The sequence below is a fragment of the Lactobacillus helsingborgensis genome, from assembly GCF_003173695.1.
GTDB classification, from domain to species: domain Bacteria; phylum Bacillota; class Bacilli; order Lactobacillales; family Lactobacillaceae; genus Lactobacillus; species Lactobacillus helsingborgensis.
Genome location: NZ_CP029544.1, coordinates 927807 through 949442, shown reverse-complemented (window position 1 = coordinate 949442; position 21636 = coordinate 927807). Strand labels below are relative to the sequence as shown.

The window sequence follows — 21636 nt, the reverse complement described above, 5'->3', positions numbered from 1 at the left end:
ACATGGCAAAAAATACTACTGAGCCCCCATTTACTGATATTCAAAAAAAAGCTATTGCAGATGACAACCGAGATATTTTAGTGTCTGCGTCTGCCGGCAGTGGTAAAACTACTGTTTTAGTATACCGCTTGTTAAGAGCAATATTGAACGGCACCAGTATTGACCAGCTTTTGGTTGTTACTTTCACCAAGGCAGCCGCCGCAGAAATGAAAAAACGTATTAAAGAATTACTTTTAGTAGAATACCGCAATGGCAACACCAAGGTTAATTTCCGCCAGCAACTAAATCTAATTGATTCGGCTAACATTTCTACTGTTGACGCATTCTGTTTAGACGTGATCCATCGGTTCTATTACGTTGTCGGCATCGATCCCAGTTTCAGTGTTTTAACCGATGACACTCAGGCGGAATTAATGCGAGAGCGGGCATTAAAAGAAGTCGAAAGTGAGTTTTTAACAGAAAAAGATACTGGTTTTATTGCTTTTTATGACAATTTCGCTAGCGACAGGGATGCCCAAACACCTCAAAATCTATTATTAGATTTATATAATTACGCCATGGCCAAGCCCGATTACCGTGAGTGGCTTAAGCAATTGCCACAAAAATATCAAATTGACCAAAGCATAGTGACATCAGCTATTTGGCAAAAAGAAATCAAGCCGTATTTGATTACGCTATTTGATGATTTAAAAGATAAGATAGACCAATTACTGCAAAGCGCAATCATGAATACTAAAGAATTTGGCAAAGTAAAAGAAGCCTTTACTTTGTTTAATGAGTGCTTAGCCGGTTATTTAGATAGTCTTAAACATGACGCTGCTTATGATGATCAGAGAGCAAAATTGCGAGCTTGTATTTTTAGAAAAAATATACGTAGGTCCAGTAAATGGGATGAGGATCTCGTTGCTTTTTATGAAGAATGCGTTAATTTAAAAAACGAAGCAGGAGATCAAATTTTTACGACATTTACTTCATTCTATGCTACTGAAGAAAAAGAACAAATTAATCTCTTGCAAAAGGGCTCTCAGATAATGGCGGCAATTATAAAAGCCGAATTGGCTTTAATCGACCGTTTTGAAGAACTAAAAAGAGCACAGAATTTACTTGATTTTAGTGATATGGAACAGTTAGCGTATCGCATATTGAGTCAAGATACTTCTGCTTCGGCAATGGCCCGCAAATTTTATCAAGATAAATTTAGCGAGATTTTAGTTGATGAATATCAAGATATTAATCCCTTACAAGAAAAGATCTTGCAATTAATTAAAAAAGACGGTCATAACAACATGTTTATGGTGGGGGATGTTAAGCAATCGATTTATGGCTTCAGGCAGGCTGAACCAAGCTTGTTTTTACATAAATATCAAGAAGCTGCCCGTCAAGAAAATGCTGCAAAAGAGGAACGAATTCTTTTATCCGATAATTTCCGCTCGACTAAACCCGTCATTAATTTTGTTAATAAGGTTTTTGCCAACATTTTGACCCCTGATTTTGGTGGTATTGACTATGCTAAAGAAGGGCAATTAAAGTATGGTTCCAAGAATCAGCCCGAAAATTTGGCGGACGCCACTGAAATACTTCTTCATGATAAAAGTAAAGAGACTGATAAGACTCAAAATGAGAATGAGGAAGACATTGATTCAGCAGAAATCGCAATGGTGATTAACCGAATTAAACAATTTAAAAAAGAAAACTTGCTAGTTTATGACCAACATTCTCAAGAACCAAACAAACTCCGTCCTTTTAAATATAGCGATATTGTGATCTTAACCAGGAGCCGGAGCAATAATCTTGAAATTATGCAGGAGTTTGCTAAAAATAATATTCCCATCATGGTTACGGATGCTAAAAACTATTTTCAAACATTGGAATTAACCATTATTTTAAATTACCTGCGGATTATTGATAATCCTGATCAAGATATACCGTTGGTAGCAGTTTTAAGGTCGCCTCTTTTTAACTTTAAAGAACCTGATTTAAGCCGGATTAGAATCCATACGCCAAATGCCAGTTTTTATAGTGCGTTGACAGCTTACGTTGCAGTCGGTGATCAACTAAGTCAAAGAATAAAGGACTTTTTAAATCAACTGGAAGAATTGCGCCAATTTGCGACAACACATAGAATTTCTGAATTGGTGTGGAGTATTTATGAAAAAACCAGTCTTTTGGAAATTATGACGTCTTTGCCAAATGGCAAGCAACGCAGAATTAATCTCGAAGCTTTGTATGAAAGAGCGGCTTCATATGAGAGCGCCGGCTTTAAAGGCTTATATCAATTTATCAATTTCATTGAGCGCATGAGACGCAGCCAAAAAGATTTAGCCCAGCCCTTATTAACTAAAGAAGCTGGTAATTCCGTCCGTCTTATGACAGTTCACGGCTCTAAAGGGTTAGAATTTCCAATAGTTTTTTATCTTGGACTAGAACACCGGTTTCAGCTGCGTGACCTAAGCAATAATTATATTATCAGCTCTGATTCAGTTGGTTTAACTATTAGATGTAAGCATTATCGTGCCGATACTTTAATTAAAGCATTTGATAACGTCGCCAAAAGAAGGCAGCTTCTAGAAGAAGAAGCACGGATTTTGTATGTAGGAATGACCCGTGCAAGGCAAAAACTAATTTTAGTAGCGGATATCAATGATTTACAGAAAACATTGCAAAAATGGCAAAACCAACTTTCTCTTAATAGTAAGCTAAATTCTACAAACCCAATGGATCTAATTGGACCATCTATTAAATTTGACGAATTGATCGCACAAAAAATTTCTGATATTAATTTTGCTTCTGAAACTGGTCAAGAATTGTTATACATTGACTATCAAGGTGAAACAATCAATGTTACGGAAACTCAGGTTCAAGAACAAGCAGATACAGAAAACTCCTATTTACTATCAAGAATTAAAGATTTGTATGGGCTTGATTATCCTTTTAAGGATGCAAGTAAAACAACAGCCTACCAATCAGTTTCTGAAATAAAAAAGGCTTTTAATGATCCACTTGACAATGAACTTGAAAATGCCCACTTACTCTCATCAACAAATAGGTATTTGCAACCGATTGATACCAAGCCTAATTTTTTATTCAAAACTAAGTTTACTGGTGCCGAAATCGGTACGGCAATGCACTTAATTTTGCAATATTATGACTATCACGGTCAGGGAAAGCCGCAGAAGGTTGAAGAAGAAGTTCAACAACTAGTTAAGCAAAACAAATTGAACAGTAATCTGGTTTCGAGTCTTGACCTGAACCAAATTAATTGGTTTGTTCACAGTGACTTTGCTGCCAAGTTTTGGCAACAACCACAAAATTTAAAACGTGAAATTGAATTTTCCAGTTTATTGCCTGCTAGTATTCTTTTTGAGCATTTTGACGATCCAAATGCTAAAATTTTAATTCACGGAACAATTGATGGTTACTTTATTGAAAAAGATGGCATAATATTATTCGACTATAAAACTGACCACATTGATCCTACACATTTAGATCTGGCAATCAAAAATATTAAGCAGAAATACCGGGGACAATTGCGCCTTTATGAAAGGGCATTGAATTCCTTTGCTAATGCCAAAGTTAAAAGCAAATATTTGATTTTATTAGATGCTCAAAAAGTTGTAGAAGTGAAATAGATGAAAGGAGGGTCAAGTTAAAAAATGAAGTCATTTGCCAATACTGTTTTTGCTGTAGTAGATTTGGAAACTACCGGGACACAGCGTGAAGATAACAATCATATTATTCAGTTTGGTTGTGCCATAATAAAAAATCTAAAAGTTGTAAAAACATATTCTTTTTTGATTAATCCTCACCGTGAAATTCCTATAGCTGTTCAAAACTTAACGCACATACATGATAAAGATGTTGCTCACCAGAAGGATTTTTCATATTATGCTCCTCAAATTATTAAGATTCTCAAAGATACAGTTTTTGTAGCTCATAACGTCAACTTTGATTTGCCTTTCTTAAATTATGAATTGGTAGAGCATGGCTACGAGCCTCTTACTAACCGGGCAATTGATACGGTGGAGCTGGCTAAAATAGCTTTTCCCACCGAACCATCCTATAAGTTGAGTGATTTGACTGCCCAATTACAGATTGAACACTTAAATCCGCACAAGGCTGATTCTGATGCTTACGGAACTGCTGTGCTGCTAATAAAAATTATTCGCCGCTTGGAAAAATTACCGCAAGCAACTCTTAACACACTTAGTTCATTAGCACACGGGTTAATTCGTGATACGTCATGGATTTTTACCACGATCGCTGATGACGCTCGCAAAGAAAAGCGTCCTTTACCTGCCAAATATCAGCAGGTACGTCAAATAATTTTGAGAAAACAAAAAAGCGTAGCTAATAATGAGCAAGAGCATTCAACTACTTTTCCTCAAAGTGATCAGGCAAAAAGAAAGCTTTTTAAAAAGAAAATCAATTATAGGCAGCCTCAAGTTGATCTGATTAACCGGATTGAGCAATTCATTAATACTCCTGACCAAAAAGCTTTGCTAGTTGAAGCACCAAACGGTACCGGAAAGACATTTTCATATTTATGCGCATATTCTTATCAGCTTTATACCAGTAGAAAATTAGTAATTGCCACACCGACTAAAGTTTTGCAAAGACAAATTATTAATAAAGAGATACCTCAGTTATTAAATGTGACAAACTTGGATTTAAAAGCAGAAGAAGTTAAGGCCAGCAATCATTATCTTGATTTAGATGGTTTTTATCAAAGTTTATACCAGGATACACCAAATAAATTAACTCTGGTTTTGCAGATGCGAATTTTGGTTTGGTTAACTGAAACGAATACGGGTGATTTGGATGAATTGCAGTTAACTAATTATCGAGCACCTTTGTTTGCGCAAATAGCTCATCCGGGGGATGCTCGTGTCGGGAGCAGTTTTGCGAAAGTGGACTTTTGGAATCTGGCAAGACAACGTCAAGAACAAGCTGATATTCTAGTAACCAATCACGCATTTTTAGCTAACCATTATAATGACACTATTTGGGGACAAAATCCCTATTTGGTGATTGACGAAGCACATCGCTTTGTTGACAATGTTATTACTTCGCGCAATGATTCTTTTCAATTTGAATCCCTATGGGGAGCGCTAACTCATTTGCGTAATTTGCTTTTCTACGCTGATGACAGTGTGTTTAACCAATATGGCAATGATGTCCAATTTAATTTTTTACTGGAAAAGTTAGACCCCCAAATATTAGATTTAATTAAAGTAATCAATCATTTGCAACATTTGTTATGCTCTAAAAAGAAAAAAGCCGTCAGTCAAAGTGTTTTGCCTAATGGTAACTTACTTCTCAGCTTTAAAGGCACAGATTTATTTCCGAAAAATAATCAATTTTTAGTAAAACTAGCTGAGTTGCAGCGCAAATTAGAAAATGTCAGGCAGCAAACTAACCAGATCTTATTTAAACTTTATAATGAAACTGACAGTTCTAATATTGATCGGGATGCTATTTTGAGTGATATTTCTGCCCAAATAGATCAGTTAGACTACTACATTACTAAAAGCTATCAATTATCAGATTTATTGCGGAAAAGGACTTATCTTGATCTCGAAGGATTTATAGTTTCTTTAACCAACCCCCAAGATCCATTGAGTGCCAACTTAAGCTGGTTAATGCTCGATGCTACTCCAGAATTACGTAAAATATATGATCGTTTCGATCATATTCTGTTTGTTAGTGCAACACTGACTAGTGAAAATGGGTTTGATTTTATTGTTAAGCAACTGGGTTTGACAGACCTGACACCACAAGAATATGTTGGCACGAGCACCTTTAAACTCGCTGATCATCTGGAAGTTTTATCCGTTAATGATTTACCTGATGTCAACGAACCGGCTTTTGCAAAAACTTTAATTCAAATTCTAGAGCATGACTTGCAAACCAAAAATCATGTTTTAGTTTTAATGACTAATTTGGAGTTAATAAAGAATGTTTACAGTGCAATCATTAACTCACCGCACTTACGAGATTTTGAAATTTTAGCTCAAGGCGTTTCCGGCTCAAATAACCGTATTATCAAAAGATTTGCAATAGCAAAAAAAGCTATTATCCTTGGAGCAGACAGTTTTTGGGAAGGGATTGATTTCCATGAATGTGGTGTTGATCTCGTAATAGCAACTAAATTGCCATTTGAATCACCAGATTTACCAGAAGTTAAATTGCGCCAAAAGCAACTTGTTGATAGCGGCGTTGATGTTTTTCATTCCGACACTATGCCGCGAGCAATTATTCGTTTCAAGCAGGGAATGGGCAGATTAATTCGCGGTGAACAGGATAGAGGGCAGTTTTTAATCTTAGATTCGCGGCTTTGGACTAAAGATTATGGGCAAGTCTTTTTAGCTGCTATCCCTGTTAAAGTCAAAAGAATAAATTTAAACGAATTGGAAGAAAAGTTAGATAACTATGATAAATGATGATACAAAACAAACCCTTAAGTTTTTAACCTACATTTTAATATTGATAGTATTTTTATACTTTGCTTTCATTATAATTTTTTATAAAGCCGGAAATCCCGAAAGAACACAAATACGTGAACTTAATAGAATTGCTTTACAAAAAACGCCAATTAAGTATACCGAAAAAAACTACCACTTAGATCGCGGTATAAACAGCTACGCGCTTAAAGGTCTAGATAAGAAGCGTAAAACTTTCTATTTTATTTATCTTCCAGGCTCCAAAAAAGCTTATTTATATCCGGCAAATAAAGGTGTGAACGAAGAAGTGATTCGTCATAAATACGAATCTAAAAGACCAGATGAGAAAATTACCGAAGTTAACTTAGGCTGGTATCAAGGAAAAGCTGTTTGGGAAGTCAGTTCTAAAAACTTAGTAGGTGAATATCACTACCAACTATATGAATTTAAAAATGGAAAATTAGTGGGTTAAGTCGCTAAATCGATAAAACTTTGGTATTATTAATTTGATATGATAAGGAAAGTGGAATAAAAGTTTATGACAGAATTAATTTCAATTGAAGATTGCCGCAAACACGTTGACGAAGAAGTCCAAATGCATGTTTGGCTTACTGACAAGCGTTCAAGTGGTAAAATTGTGTTCTTGCAATTACGTGATGGTACTGCATTTTTTCAGGGTGTAGTGCGTAAAAATGCGGTTTCTAATGAAGTTTTTGAGATTGCAAAATCGTTACATCAGGAAGCCAGTTTTTACATAACCGGTACTGTTCACCAAGATGAACGTTCCCATTTTGGTTATGAAATTCAAATCTCAGATCTAAAGCTTATTACCAATAATGAAGGCTACCCAATTGGCAACAAGGAACACGGAATTGACTTTTTACTTGACCACCGCCATTTATGGTTAAGAAGCAAACGTCCTTTTGCAATTATGCGTATTAGAAACACAATTTTTAAGGCGACTGTTGACTTTTTTGAAAAAGAAGGCTTTATAAAGTTTGATGCCCCTATCTTCATGCATTCTGCTCCAGAGGGAACCACAGAATTATTCCATACAGAGTATTTTGGTGGTGACGCCTACCTCTCACAATCTGGACAACTTTATGGTGAAGTAGGAGCCGCCGCATTCGGTAAAATTTTTACCTTTGGTCCAACTTTCAGAGCTGAAGAATCTAAAACAAGACGGCACTTGACGGAATTTTGGATGATGGAACCTGAAATGGCTTGGATGCATCAAGATGAATCTCTTGATCTGCAAGAGCGGTTTTTATCCTACGTTACTGGTCAGGTTTTACAAAATTGTCAATATGAATTAGAAATATTAGGACGTGATCCTAAGAAATTAGAACCTGCCGCTCAAGGAAACTATACCCGTTTGTCTTATGACGATGCAGTAAAAATGTTGCAGGATGACGGACGTGATTTCAAGTGGGGCGACGACTTTGGCGCACCTGATGAAGCCTTTATCTCTGAAAAATTTGACCGTCCTTTCTTCATTGTCAACTATCCAACTGCAATTAAGCCATTTTACATGAAGAAAAACCCTGATAATCCAAAAGAATATCTCTGCGCAGATGTTTTAGCTCCAGAAGGATACGGCGAAATTATGGGCGGTTCTGAAAGAGAAAGTGACTACGATACTATACTTAAACAGATAGAAGAAGCTGGCTTAAACAAAGAAGATTACGGTTGGTATCTAGACTTGCGTAAGTATGGCAGTGTTCCTCATTCTGGTTTCGGAATGGGCTTTGAACGGGTAATTGCCTGGATCTGTAAATTAGACCACGTCCGCGAAGCTATTCCATTTCCAAGAATGATTAATCGCTTGCAACCTTAATTCAAAGTTAATAAAACAGTTAAAAGTTGAACTAAAGTTAATTTAGTTCAACTTTTTTAAAGGAGAATTTATCATGCAGTACAATGATTACCGCGCTTTAGGTACGACTACTTTTTCAAATGGCCTGCTTGCATATTATCCGCAACTTAAAATCGATGATGCTGAGATGATAGTCATTATTCAGTTGGAAATGTTTGCTCAAAAGGGGAACTTTTTCCCAACTGATGAGCAACTGGCAGCAAATACTAATTTATCAGTTTCCGAAATTACGGCTCTAATTCAAAAGCTAATTGAACAGAATTTTCTTAGTATTGATCAAATTTCCGACAAAAGTGGCAAGATTGGCAATAAGTATAATTTAGACCAATTGTATAATCAGTTAGACGTGCTGCTGGAAGATAAAATTAAATCAGGTAATAAAAAAGCCGGCAATAATAGCTCTACTTCCAGTGTTGATAATAGTCCACTAACACAATTGGTGCGTCAATTTGAAATTGAATTTGGACGTTATTTAAGTCCAATTGAACGTGAAGAAATTGCCTCTTGGCTAAACGTTGATCATTATGATCCGGTACTTATCAAAATGGCTTTGAGAGAAGCAGTTCTAGCTCAAGCATATAGCTTAAAATACGTTGATCGTGTTTTGCTTAATTGGCAAAGACATAATTTAAAAACAAGTAGTGAAGTACAAAAATTTTTAAGAAGGAATCACTAATGACGCAAGAAAAAATTTTAACTACAAAAGAAGCACGAAAAGTTTTGGAATGTATTAACCACATGTATCCGGATGCCAAGGGTGAATTAGTTTGGGATAATAATTTTCATTTGCTGTGTGCCGTGTTAATGAGCGCGCAAACTACTGATAAAATGGTTAATAAAGTAATGCCCAAATTTATGGCAGACTATCCTGAACCTAAAGATTTAGCTCAAGCGACTATTGGTGCAATTGAGAAGCATATTTCACAGATCGGGTTGTACCATTCGAAAGCAAAGCATTTAAAAGCTACTGCCGAAATCTTAGTAACAAAATATCATAGCCAAATCCCTCAAGATAAAGATGAATTAATTTCTTTGCCAGGGGTAGGAGAGAAAACGGCTAACGTTGTTTTAGCTGAAGGCTTTGGCATTCCAGCTATTGCAGTTGATACTCATGTGTCTCGTATTTCCAAACGTTTTCATATTGTACCGCAGGATGCTAAGCCGCTGCAGGTTGAAAAAAGACTGGAGGAAATTCTTCCTCGCGATGAATGGATTCATACTCATCATGCGATGATCTTATTTGGACGTTATTCTATGACAGCCCGCGATAAAAACGATCCTTATTCATATTTAAAGTGTAAATAATATTAATTGTTAGAAAATAATGGTATAATTTTATGAAAAATATAATATTATTTTAAGCAAATACAATTTGCTTGAGGGGTAAACTTGATGAATAAGTGGCACATAACTAACGTAGTTCTAACAATCCTTTTCATAATCACAGCAATATTTCTCTGGCTACGTCCTTATGACGGAACTGGCGCTGTTAATACCATGAATGTTAAATTAGTTTCCTTAGCTGTTTTAATTGTCTTCTTTATATTTATTCTTTTAGTAGAACTATTAGTTTATTTGATAGTAAGAAAATAAAAAAGAAACGTCGGAATTTTTCGACGTTTCTTTTTTTACTCAGTGATGATGGCTACCTTCGCCATTAGATGAATTTGAATTGTCACCACCTGGTTTATTAGGCTTTTGCTCATTTTCGGTGGAATTGCCAGAATTAGAATCATTTTGATTATTATTCTGACCAGAATCCTCGGAGTTATTTTCATTTCCGTTAGTAGACTGTTGATTTTCCTTCTTACTTTTAGACTTTCTTTGGTTTTTATTTGATTGTCTAGCGGTACCATTTTGCTCATTTCGAGTTGAATTATTTTCTTGGGTATTTGTAGTCGATGAAGAATTATTATTATCGGCTTTTTCATCATCTTCATCATAATCACTACTGTCATCAACAATACCAATAGGAGAGTGACCCCGCACGAATAATTGCCAGTCGCCAATTGATGATACTTCAGGCGGATTGGAATTGCGAGCAATTCTAGCTCTGATGACAGAATCAGGTTTTTGCCAGTCAACATTTTCTTTATTTTTCATTAAATAAGACATCATATTCTTATAAAACAATTGAGCAGATTGTTGACCGATACCAGAAATTGTACCGTCCTTTAAGTTATCATAACCAGTCCAAACTCCTATTGAATAGCTTTGAGTGTAACCAACAAACCATGAATCTTTCGGAGTTGACCTGTAATTAGGGTAACGGGCTAATTCTTCTTCAGAATATTTAACAGAACCGGTTTTACCAGCTTGGTGCAATCCTTTAATTTGCGCATTCTTTCCAGAACCGTTCTTTATGACACCTTTAAGCATATCTGTAATCATATAGGCTGTGGCTTTACTCATTACTCGAATTCCTTCGGAATCGTAATTTCTTGTTAACCCATCTGGCGTTTCAATTTTCGAAACAAATTGCGGCTTATGGTAGACGCCCATTGTAGAGAAAGCACTGAATGCACCAGCCATTTGTAGACTAGAAGCATTAGCACCGATAGCAACAGAAAGACCAGAGTCTTTAGGAATATTAATATCCATTTTACCGGCAAATTTAGCCGCGCGCTTAATGCCGACATCCCTCAAAGTTTTAACTGCCGGAACATTACGTGATTGTTCCAAGGCGTGTCTCATAGTCATGACGCCATCATATTTATTGTCCCAGTCATATAACTGAATATTAGTGCCCGGATAGACATATTTGCTGTCGTCCAGCATTTTAGCAGTCGACCAATTAAGATATTCAATTGCCGGGCCATAATCTAACACAGGCTTAATTGATGATCCCGTTGAGCGCGAAGTTTGTACGGCACGATCCAAACCTAACTGAACTGAAGAAGGTAAGTGTCTGCCACCTAAAATCGCAATTACGTGACCATTGCTTGGGTCAACTACTGACGCACCAATTTGCATTTTATCATTAGTAAATGGAATAGTACCATTGTTGGCCAATTCGTAAAGTTTTTTCTGCGCTTTTTGATCCATATTAATAGTAATTTTTAAATTATCACGAAACGGATCAAAACCTTTGGCCCTGACTTCAGCAATTGCTTCCTTAACATAAGGATCATTAATTTTACGTAAATTCGATTGTTTACGCTTGTTATGAGGTTTTAACCCCTTTTTTACGCTTTCTTTAACTGCCTGATCGTATTGCTCCTGGGTAATCTTTTTATTGTTTAACATTGCCTTTAAGACTATGTCCCGGCGATACTTGGCATATTGCGGATAAGTATAAGGATTATAAACGGTTGGTCTATTAGGCATTCCCGCTAACATTGCTGTTTGCGCCAAGTCTAAATCGCCAATTTTTTTACCATAATAGAAATTAGCAGCCGTACCAATACCAGTATTGCCGTAATTCATATAAACCTTATTAATATAAAACTCTAAGATTTCATCATGACTGTATTCACGTTGTACCCTCATAGCCAGCCAAGCTTCCTGTGCCTTGCGCCGCAGGGTACGCTGTGATGCGGAAGTTGAAAATTTGGTTAGCTTAACGAGTTGCTGCGTAATAGTCGAACCACCAGCAGAAATACTTTTACTTTTAGCATTAGTAAGCATCGATCCGACTATACGGATAGGGTCGATACCCAAGTTATCCCTATAAAAGCGCTTGTCTTCAACTGAAACAATAGCATCTTTCAACAACTGTAAGTCTTTGCTGTCTTTAACATAAAGCCTTTTTTCAGTCCCAAGCGACATGATGAATTTGCCATTAGTATTATAAATACCTGATGAACCACCGCTTTCTAAATCAGCTCTACTGATATTAGGAGCATCTTTTGCATAGAAAGCAAAGAGCCCGACACCAGCAATTAATAGGAGAAAAATTCCTAAAAAAGCCCATTTGAGTATTCTGCGCCATAATGGTTTAGGTAAATTCTGGCGATAATTCTTTCGTGATTCACGACCATTATTTGAGTTAAAGTTTTTATTCGTCATCTTTCATTTTCCTATCCGAGATAAAGTGATCTACAGCTTGCAAATAGGGAAGGGTTGGTTGAAAGCCGCTCTTAATCTCTATTGACCATTCCTCAACTTCTTTTAATGTTAATGAGCTCTTATCTTTTGTCCACCAGGCTTTGATAATTGCACTTGCCGGAGTAACAAAATAGCGATTTAAGCTCGTAAATCCAATTATTGTAAAGCAAATTCCTTTTTGCTTCAAGCATTCTGCTAAATGGACTATTTGATGTTCATGAAAGTTTTTTAAAGGAAAGTTGGTCTTATTCTTAGTTTCTTTAGCCTCAAAATCTAGATAGTAGCCATTATAAACACCATTATAATCAGTCGTTGATTCTTGACGAAAGTAAGCTTCTTTGATCACTGCCCGTGACCTTTTAGGATAATCAACTTTCACAATTTGAACTGGTGTCGGCTTTTTGTGTACTACAGCTATTTCTTTAACACGGTAATACTTATTAGATTCATTAATCATTTGCTCAAGGTTCATTCCTCGATCAGAAAAATTAATATTCTTATGTTTTCTTTTTTGACGTTTACTTTGAGACTTATAATCTGTTTTGCGAAAAGCAGCTGAGCTGCCGGTTGGATATTTGACCATCAATCTCACTCCTGCTAGCATTATAGCAATAAAGAAAAAGTTTTTGAACAAGGAGCCATTTGTTTCATTATGCAAAGACTATGGATTACTGGATACCGCAATTACGAATTAAATACATATAGTGATAAAGATCCTAAAATTAAAATCATTAAATTAGTTTTAAAAAAGCATATGATTAACTTGCTGGAAAATGGTCAGCTTGATTGGATAATTACTGGGGCAAATTTAGGAGTCGAGCAGTGGGCAAGTGAAGTTGCTATTGAATTACGTGATAAATTTCCTGTGCGTGTTTCTATCATCATTCCCTATGAAGAATTTGCCAGCAGATGGAATGAAAACAATCAAGAAAAGTTTTTGACCTTAAAAAGTCAAGTTGATTTCTTTGCCTCAACTTCCAAAGAACCGTATCATAGTCCAGTGCAACTGCGAAATTATCAAAACTTCATGTTAATGCATACAGACGGTGCCTTAATGATATATGATACGGAAAATCCTGGTAAACCTAAGTTTGATTATAATTTAATCAGAGATTATCAAAAAACGACAGATTATCCCCTCGAATTAATTGATTTTTATGATCTGCAAGATGAAGCTGAAGAATATCAAGCAAATCAAGAAGACAAATTCGATGAATAAAAAAATAACTTTGTTTAAAAGTTAACATTTTAGTTTTAAGCGTGATTAGTTTTTGCTAGAATAAGGGGGATTGGAAAAGGAGTTGTATATTATCATGGCAGATTTAAATGATATTCAACTATCCACGAAGGATATATTAAAAAAACAATTTAGAACTAAAGTTAAAGGTTTAGACCCAGATGAAGTAGATGCTTTTTTAGATAAAGTGATCGCTGATTATGATACCTTTGAACAAATAATTGAAGATCTTTATGGTCAAATTGGTAAACTTCAGGGTGAACTGATGGAAGACCAACATAAAGAAAACTCCCTTCAGAATCAAAGAACCAGAACAGAAAGTCTTTCTTCCACTTCTGAAAATGTACGCACATATATACCTAGTCAGCAGCGAGCAAGTCAAAACTTCGGTTCAATGAATGAAGAAAATTCTCAAGCTGAAAATTCCACTAACATGGCTATTATTCAGAGAATTTCTACACTTGAGCGCAAAGTTTATAACCTTGAACAACGAGTTTATGGGTTACAAAAAGAATAAGCTTTGTTATAATTTTTAATGGTGCAAATTTTGAGCAGTCGCGGTTTGACATGTAAATGATCAAGCTGAGGAAAGTCCACGCACGCACAAGCTGCGATGCTTGTAGTGATCGTATTTAGCCCAATAAGCTAAAGAATCTACAATTTTGAGCAGAAATAACAAATTTAACAGCTTAAAAATTTAGATTACGGCGAAAAAAATGCTAAGTCCTACTAAGGATATGCATGAATATTCTGAAAAGTGCCACAGTGACGAAGCAAAGATGAAAACATTTTTGGTGGAACGAGGTAAACCCTGCGAGCGTGCAACCCAAACTTGGTGGGGGCGTTTCAATCTAAGAAATTGAACTAAAGATTGGATTGTTATTATTTAACAAAGATAGATGGCTGCTAAAGGTATTTATGCCGCAAATACCTGAACAGAACGTGGCTTATAGAAATTTGCATTGGCAGCGTTGAGCTTTTCAAAGGGCTCAACGCTTTTTTTAAAAAGAAAGAGTCGAAGATGGGAAAATATCAACTTTATACAACAATGGGTGTTGGATTCGAGAGCGTTGTTGCTAAAGAACTGCAAGCACTGGGTTATAAAACGCGAACTGAAAACGGTCGTGTTTTCTTTAATGGTGATCAAAGTGATATCGTTAAGACAAATTTGTGGTTGAGAGCAGCAGACCGCGTTAAAATTCTGCTTAAAGAATTTTCTGCCACTGACTTTGATACGCTTTATAACCAGGTCTATGATATTGATTGGGCTGAATTGCTGCCAGTTGACGCTAAATTCCCAGTTAGCGGTCGTTCCGTTAGATCAAAATTGCATTCTGAGCCCGGAATACAGTCAATTGTAAAAAAAGCAATTGTCAATAAAATGTCTGATCAATATCATCGGCGCGGCTTTTTGCCTGAAAGTGGCAATGAATATCCACTTGATATACATATATATAAGGATACTGCCAGAATTTCACTTGATACAACCGGTTCAAGTTTATTTAAAAGAGGCTATAGAATAGAACATGGCGGCGCCCCGCTTAAAGAAAACTTCGCAGCTGGTTTGCTCAAACTTACACCTTATGACGGTACTCATCCATTGATTGATCCTATGACAGGTTCTGGGACTTTAGCAATTGAAGCGGCTTTAATTGGCAAGAATATCGCACCTGGAATGTGGCGCCAATTTGCATTTGATGGCTTTGACTGGTTTAATCATTCGCTGCACCAAGACATGGTGAATGAAGCTAAAAGCCAAATCAAGCCTCTTGAACAGCCAATTTGGGCTTGTGATATTGACCAATCTATCTTAGAAATAGCAAAATTAAATGCCAATAATGCTGGTGTTTTACAGGATATTTATTTTAAGCAAGTTGCTGTGAAAGATTTTGCTACAGATTTGGAAAATGGCGTCATAATTGCCAACCCACCTTATGGAAAAAGATTAAAGGACCGCAAATCAGCAGAAGATCTTTATCAACAAATGGGAGAAACGCTTTTAAAATACGATAGTTTCAGTCAATATTATTTGGTTGGAGATCCAAAGTTTGAAGAATTTTTTGGTAAAAAGGCAACTAAAAAGCGGAAATTGTTCAACGGTAATTTAAGAGTTGACTTTTACCAATATTGGACTAAGAAAAATGATCACAAATAAAGCAAATACAGAATTCTGGGTTATTACCGATACACATCTGATTGCTGACAGTTTACATGATGATGGTAAGGCATTTCAGCTTATCCAAGGTACCAGCCAAGGTAAGGATTTAAATTACCAGGAAACTGCCTTGCGGGCTTTTTCTGATTATGCCAACGAAAAAAAGCCTGCTGCTATTATAGTCACAGGTGATGTCACATTCAATGGTGAACTTATTTCTGCGCAAAAGTTTGCCGAAATATTTGACAGGCTAAAAGAGACAAAATTACTGGTGCTACCTGGTAACCATGATATTTATGATGGTTGGGCCAGATCTTTTCGTGGGAATAATCAATTATATGCTCATCAAATAAGTCCAGAAGATTGGCGAAATATTTTCAAAAAATCTTACGATTGTGCACTCAGTAAAGACCCCAATTCATTAGCATACAGCGTTAAGTTAAATAGCCAATATCTTTTGCTTTTACTCGATTCCAATATTTATGGTACCCACGAAGCAAGTGGTGCCCCAACTACAGAAGGGCAATTAGGGGAAGAACAGATTTTATGGTTTCAAAGACAATTGGAGAAGGCAAAAAAAGAGAGCTTGCGGCCACTGCTATTTTTGCACCATAATCTTTACGTTCATAATCCAGCGGTTAATCGCGGATTTGTTTTAAACAATGCCCAATTATTAGGTCGTTTGTGTCAAGATTATGATGTTAAGATTGTCTTTTCCGGGCATATTCACGCGCAAAACATTGTTGGTCCTAAGGAAAAAGTTCCGGCAACCGAAATAGTAACTTCAAGCTTCTGTTCTTATGATCAGGCTTATGGCAATGTAAAAGTCAGTCCCGATTGTGTTAGCTATGAACGCAAAACTTTTGATATGAGTCCTTATTTGACCGCAGAGGAGAGGCAAAATAAAGAGTTAACCCATTTTCATTCGTATTTAAAAGAAATTCAGATTAGGAATTTAGCTGGTAACACGAATAAAAAAGATCATTTAAAGATTGAAGAATCTCAGCTATTACAAAAAGTTAACCATCTTTTTATTGAAATGAACTACCAGTACTTTACTGGACATAATCATATTGAAAAAAAGCAGCTTAAAAAGCTTTACAATTCTCCTGAGTTTAAAATTTTAATCAGTCAAAGACCAAGATTTAGTAAGTATATGAAGACATTATTTGATACCACTGATCATAGTAACCTAAAAGCTAAAATTAAATATTGAGGAAAGAAGATCGTATGAAAAAGAAACATTTTGTCATTTTGGGACGGTGCGGCTTGATTTATTTCAGTTGGGTTTTCATTGTATTGCTTTTAAGCCTAATCTTGTTATATGAAAGTACTAAAGTCTTTAATTGGCCAGCACTAATTTGTGCCTTAGCCTTTGTTACGCTGCTTTTTTATACATATTTTTATTCTTATTGGAATGAGAACATTTTGAAATTACCATTTCGCACACGGATAAAAAAGGTGGCAACACCACAGATTGTGCTGCAATGGCATTGTTTCAAAATTTATAAAATAAAAGTTGCAGAAGTAGGGCAATATTACTTATTAAGATGTGAAAAATAAAAAGTGGGCTTTAGCCCGCTTTTTTACTTTCTAAGAGGAAAGTTAGCGTTATTCTTAATTTATGGCTAGTAATGAATAAAAATCATGCAATATTTGTTATAATTGAAATGATTAATTAAAAGGTGGGACCTAAATTCTAATATGAAAAGAGTATTACTTAAAATGGAAAAATAATTTTAAAATTTAAATATACAGAAAGAGGCATGCGCAATGAAAACAGATATTCAAATTGCACAAGAAGCACACGCATTACCCATTAACGAAATTGCTGCTAAAGTTGGTTTAAGTAGCACAGATATTGAGCCATACGGCAATGATAAAGCTAAGATTAATTGGCAGGCAATTAAAAAGACATTAGCAACTAAGCACTTGGGTAAACTTGTTTTGGTTACTTCAATTTCACCTACTCCTGCAGGAGAAGGTAAGTCGACTATGACAATTGGTCTAGCAGATGCCATCAACAACCAGTTACATGAAAAGACCATGATTGCTTTAAGAGAACCATCCATGGGACCGGTTTTCGGCTTAAAAGGCGGAGCAACTGGCGGCGGACAAGCGCAAGTAATTCCTATGGAAGATATTAACCTTCACTTTACGGGTGACATGCATGCTTTGACAGCTGCTATTGACACATTGGCTGCTTTAGTTGATAACTACATTTATCAAGGAAATGCAATCGGTCTTGATCCTGATAGAATCTTATTAAAGCGCGGAATTGACGTTAATGACCGTAGTTTAAGAAACATTACTGTAGGTCAAGGCTCCAAATTTAACGGCGTGGAGCACAAATCAAGTTTTGCAATTACTGTTGCTAACGAGTTAATGGCTATTTTATGTTTGGCCACCGATATTGACGATTTGAAAAAAAGAATTGGTTTGATGTTGGTTGGTTATACCAAGGAAGATAAACCAGTTTACGTTAGTGACCTTGGCTTTGAAGGTGCGATTGCCGCTTTACTTGCAAATGCACTTAAACCTAATCTTGTGCAAACTATTGAACATACACCGGCTTTGGTTCACGGCGGTCCTTTTGCTAATATTGCTCATGGCGCTAATACTGTCATTGCCACTAACTTGGCTTTGCACTTAAGTGATTATGTATTGACCGAGGCAGGATTTGGCAGCGACTTGGGCGGGCAAAAGTTCATGGACTTTGTTTCGGGTCATTTAGATAAAAAGCCCGATGCCAGTGTAGTGGTTGCTACCGTACGTGCCTTAAAATACCAAGCTGAAGGTACTACAGATAGCTTAAGTACTGAAAATCTGTCTGCTTTACGTAGCGGTTTTGCAAATCTTAAGAGACATATGAATAATATGCGAAATTACGGCATTCCCGTTATTGTTCTAATTAACCATTTTGCAACAGATAGTGAAAATGAAATTTCACTCTTACAGCAATTGATTAAAGATGAAGGAATTGATTCTGTTGTTGTTGATTACCACGAACAAGGTTCAAAAGGTGGAGTAGAGGCCGCAAAAGCTGTAGTTAAACTGGCAAATTCTGACGTTGGGAAACTGATACCTACATATCAAAAAGATGATGATGTAAAAACTAAAATTGAAAAAATAGCTCAAAAAATCTATCATGCCTCAAAGGTCGAATATAGTGAAAAGGCAGAAAAAGATATTCAAGAGCTTGAAAAAATGGGAAAGGATAAATTACCCGTAATTATTGCCAAAACTCAATATTCATTTACTGACAACCAAAAATTGTTGGGTGCACCGACTGATTTTACTTTGCATGTCAAAGGAGCCAGTTTGAAAAATGGTGCTGGTTTTATAGTTATAACGACAGGGCATGTTTTAGACATGCCAGGTTTACCAAAACACCCAGCTGCTTTAGATATTGATGTAGACAATAATGGTAAAATCAGCGGTTTATTTTAATTTTATCAATGCAATTTTTTTATTTATTAATTTCATTACTAGTTGTTGCTTCAGATCAAGCTTTAAAGTTTTTTATAGTCAATAACTATCAACTGGGAGAAACTCATCAGGTTATTCCGCACATTTTTTCATTGACATATATTCAAAACGAGGGAGCTGCCTGGAATATTTTACCTGGTCAAATGGGACTTTTTTACCTGATTAGTGCAATTGCCATTGTGGTTTGTTTATATTATCTGCTAAGAAAAAATTTTAATAGCAAGATTTTCAGCTCTGGAGTCGCCTTAGTTTTAGGTGGTATTATCGGGAATCTAATTGACCGTATACACTTAAAGTATGTCATTGATATGATCCAAGTCGACTTTATTCATTTCAACATTTTTAATATTGCTGACTCTGCCATCACGATTGGAATAATTATGGTGTTTATTTATCTCTTATTTTTGGATGAAAGTGAAAAAAATAATGCCTGATAAATACCAATTCATAATCCAAGACGAACATGGTAGATTAGACAGTTTACTTGCAAGTAAAATTCCAAACTTATCGCGAACAAGAATCCAGGAATTATTGCGTGATAAAAATATTTTGGTAAATGATAAGGTAGTTAAACCGTCTTATAAAGTACAAAAAAATGACTTAATTGCGGTCACTATTCCGCAACTAAAACCACTAGCTATGACACCGGAAGATATACCGCTCGATATTATATATGAAGATCAAGATGTTCTTGTGGTTAACAAACCTCAGGGAATGGTGGTTCATCCTGCGGCTGGACATCCAGACCATACGCTTGTTAATGCGCTGCTATTTCACACCAAAAATTTAGCACAGAGTCCCGAAGGCTTTCGTCCTGGAATTGTTCATCGCATTGACAAAGATACTTCGGGTTTATTAATGGTAGCCAAAAACAGTTTTGCACGTGAGAGCTTAGAAAATCAATTAGCACATAAAACTAATAAAAGGTTATATTTGGCAATTGTTCACGGTAATTTTTCTGAAAAATCGGGGGTAATAAACGCTCCTATTGGACGCGATCACTTTAACCGTAAAAAGATGGCAGTGGTTGAAAATGGTAAAGAGGCTGTCACACATTTCACTGTTCTAGAACAATTTCAAAATTATAGTCTAATTGAGTGTCGCCTTGAGACTGGCCGTACCCATCAAATCAGGGTACACCTTTCATACATTGGTCATCCTGTTGCTGGTGATCCACTATATGGTCCTCAGCATAGTTTAAAAGGCAACGGACAATTTTTGCATGCTCAAATTTTAGGTTTTAAGCAACCACATTCAGGTAAATGGCTCGAATTTAAGGTTGAGCCTCCGCAAATCTTTTTAGAAAGACTGACGGAATTAAGAAAAAAGTGACTAAATGAAAAGATATTTAATTCTTGAAGATGGCAATTATTTCCCTGGAGAAGGGCTAGGAGCTTCGATTATTTCGACCGGCGAACTAGCCATTCAAACAGGTAATTTTGGTTATCAGGAAGCTTTAACAGATCCAACCAATACCGGTAAGATTTTAGTGTACACTGCTCCAATGATTGGGGGAAACGGCATTAATGCAATTGATTATGAAAGTATTAACCCGACCGTAAAAGGTATCATTGCTAATGATGTTGCTCAAAATATTTCTGATAGCGAAAATTTTCAAGATTTGGACTCATTTTTAAAAGAAAAAAATATTCCTGCTATTTATAACGTGGATACGAGGGCTTTAGTTCATCTTTTAAATAAAGAGAAAACTATCAAAGCTTCAATTATGGATACCAATGATGAGCATGCCTTTGATCAAATAAGAGCATTGGTTTTACCAAAAAATAAATCAGCTAGTGTTTCTACTAAAAATGCTTATGCTGTTCCTAATGTGGGCAAAACCGTGGCCATTATTGATTTGGGTTTAAAACATTCAATGCTCAGAGAGCTGTCTTTGCGTAAAGTTAACGCCACCGTCTTGCCTTATAATGTGTCAGTTCCTGACATTAAAAATTTACGTCCGCAGGGTATAATCATTTCTGGTGGACCCGGCAGAGTAGACGAGCTTAGAGAAGATCTTGAACCGATCTTGAATGCTTTTTATGGTCAAATCCCTATATGGGGAATTGGCTTGGGTTTCTTGGCATTAAGTGATTTTTTGAAATTCGAATTAGTTGATTTACCGCAAGTATATAACGGAATTAACTTTCCCGTAATAGAGCAAAATTCAAATCAAATTTGGCAGGTTGCTATGAATATTGACCAGTTAGTTTTACCTAGCAGTGTTCAATTCGCCATGGAAAACGAATTTTATGATCTCCACAGCGAACTGCTGGCAGGTTTTAGCAATAAAGCAAATAAGGTGATTGGAACTGCTTTTAATGCGGAAGGAGCTCCAGGCAGTCTCGATGCTCTGCCAATTTTTGATAACTTCGTAAAGATGATGGTGTAA

At 36.1% G+C, this 21636-nt stretch carries 17 protein-coding genes and 1 other RNA gene; 16 read left to right on the top strand and 2 right to left on the bottom strand.

All coding sequences use genetic code 11. The features are described 5' to 3' along the window. Positions 1 to 2: 2 nt before the first annotated feature. The 7 genes from addA to DLD54_RS04460 all read left to right on the top strand — a co-directional run bounded on the left by addA (position 3) and on the right by DLD54_RS04460 (position 9909). Positions 3 to 3629 (top strand): helicase-exonuclease AddAB subunit AddA, encoded by a 3627-nt coding sequence (gene addA / locus DLD54_RS04490; RefSeq protein WP_109918381.1) that lies wholly within the window; start codon positions 3 to 5, stop codon positions 3627 to 3629. Between the two features lie 24 nt (positions 3630 to 3653). Then, positions 3654 to 6440, top strand: coding sequence for a helicase C-terminal domain-containing protein (locus DLD54_RS04485; protein WP_109918380.1), 2787 nt, complete (start codon positions 3654 to 3656; stop codon positions 6438 to 6440). Beyond that, the gene (locus DLD54_RS04480; protein ID WP_109918379.1) at positions 6430 to 6912 is read left to right on the top strand and encodes a hypothetical protein; all 483 of its coding nucleotides are present in this window, start codon (positions 6430 to 6432) and stop codon (positions 6910 to 6912) included. Before DLD54_RS04485 ends, DLD54_RS04480 begins: the two co-directional genes overlap by 11 nt. Before the next feature lie 66 nt (positions 6913 to 6978). Further along, positions 6979 to 8277 carry an asparagine--tRNA ligase gene (gene asnS, locus DLD54_RS04475; protein WP_046327125.1) on the top strand — a complete coding sequence of 433 codons (1299 nt, stop codon included), beginning with the start codon at positions 6979 to 6981 and terminating at the stop codon, positions 8275 to 8277. 73 nt (positions 8278 to 8350) lie between these two features. Continuing rightward, positions 8351 to 8992, top strand: a complete 642-nt coding sequence (locus tag DLD54_RS04470) for a DnaD domain protein (RefSeq protein WP_109918378.1) — start codon at positions 8351 to 8353, stop codon at positions 8990 to 8992. Then, positions 8992 to 9621 carry an endonuclease III gene (gene nth / locus DLD54_RS04465; protein ID WP_038522625.1) on the top strand — a complete coding sequence of 210 codons (630 nt, stop codon included), beginning with the start codon at positions 8992 to 8994 and terminating at the stop codon, positions 9619 to 9621. Before DLD54_RS04470 ends, nth begins: the two co-directional genes overlap by 1 nt. Positions 9622 to 9708: 87 nt before the next feature. Beyond that, positions 9709 to 9909, top strand: a complete 201-nt coding sequence (locus DLD54_RS04460; RefSeq protein WP_038522621.1) for a DUF3923 family protein — start codon at positions 9709 to 9711, stop codon at positions 9907 to 9909. Between the two features lie 39 nt (positions 9910 to 9948). Here DLD54_RS04460 and DLD54_RS04455 read toward each other — a convergent pair whose 3' ends face one another. Both DLD54_RS04455 and recU read right to left on the bottom strand, forming a co-directional pair. Further along, complete coding sequence (locus DLD54_RS04455) at positions 9949 to 12324, bottom strand: transglycosylase domain-containing protein (RefSeq protein ID WP_109918377.1); 2376 nt, start codon at positions 12322 to 12324, stop codon at positions 9949 to 9951. After that, the gene (gene recU / locus DLD54_RS04450) at positions 12314 to 12946 is read right to left on the bottom strand and encodes a Holliday junction resolvase RecU (RefSeq protein ID WP_038522619.1); all 633 of its coding nucleotides are present in this window, start codon (positions 12944 to 12946) and stop codon (positions 12314 to 12316) included. Before recU ends, DLD54_RS04455 begins: the two co-directional genes overlap by 11 nt. A gap of 69 nt (positions 12947 to 13015) precedes the next feature. Here recU and DLD54_RS04445 point away from each other — a divergent pair, with 69 nt between their 5' ends. The 9 genes from DLD54_RS04445 to DLD54_RS04400 all read left to right on the top strand — a co-directional run bounded on the left by DLD54_RS04445 (position 13016) and on the right by DLD54_RS04400 (position 21636). After that, entirely contained in the window at positions 13016 to 13582 is a 567-nt protein-coding gene (locus tag DLD54_RS04445; protein ID WP_109918376.1) for an SLOG family protein, read from the top strand. Between the two features lie 94 nt (positions 13583 to 13676). After that, positions 13677 to 14117 (top strand): DivIVA domain-containing protein, encoded by a 441-nt coding sequence (locus tag DLD54_RS04440; RefSeq protein ID WP_109918375.1) that lies wholly within the window; start codon positions 13677 to 13679, stop codon positions 14115 to 14117. A gap of 26 nt (positions 14118 to 14143) precedes the next feature. Next, positions 14144 to 14555, top strand: an RNA gene (gene rnpB, locus DLD54_RS04435) — RNase P RNA component class B. A 66-nt stretch (positions 14556 to 14621) separates the two neighbouring features. Continuing rightward, positions 14622 to 15755 carry a THUMP domain-containing class I SAM-dependent RNA methyltransferase gene (locus tag DLD54_RS04430; RefSeq protein ID WP_109919006.1) on the top strand — a complete coding sequence of 378 codons (1134 nt, stop codon included), beginning with the start codon at positions 14622 to 14624 and terminating at the stop codon, positions 15753 to 15755. Further along, positions 15742 to 16971, top strand: coding sequence for a metallophosphoesterase (locus DLD54_RS04425; RefSeq protein ID WP_109918374.1), 1230 nt, complete (start codon positions 15742 to 15744; stop codon positions 16969 to 16971). The genes DLD54_RS04430 and DLD54_RS04425 overlap by 14 nt, the downstream gene beginning before the upstream one ends. 557 nt (positions 16972 to 17528) lie before the next feature. Further along, positions 17529 to 19205, top strand: a complete 1677-nt coding sequence (locus tag DLD54_RS04415) for a formate--tetrahydrofolate ligase (RefSeq protein ID WP_109918372.1) — start codon at positions 17529 to 17531, stop codon at positions 19203 to 19205. 8 nt (positions 19206 to 19213) lie between these two features. Beyond that, entirely contained in the window at positions 19214 to 19678 is a 465-nt protein-coding gene (gene lspA / locus DLD54_RS04410; RefSeq protein ID WP_109918371.1) for a signal peptidase II, read from the top strand. Beyond that, on the top strand, positions 19671 to 20576 hold the full coding sequence (locus tag DLD54_RS04405) for an RluA family pseudouridine synthase (RefSeq protein ID WP_109919005.1): 906 nt from the start codon (positions 19671 to 19673) through the stop codon (positions 20574 to 20576). The genes lspA and DLD54_RS04405 overlap by 8 nt, the downstream gene beginning before the upstream one ends. Before the next feature lie 4 nt (positions 20577 to 20580). Next, positions 20581 to 21636 carry a carbamoyl phosphate synthase small subunit gene (locus DLD54_RS04400; RefSeq protein ID WP_038522593.1) on the top strand — a complete coding sequence of 352 codons (1056 nt, stop codon included), beginning with the start codon at positions 20581 to 20583 and terminating at the stop codon, positions 21634 to 21636.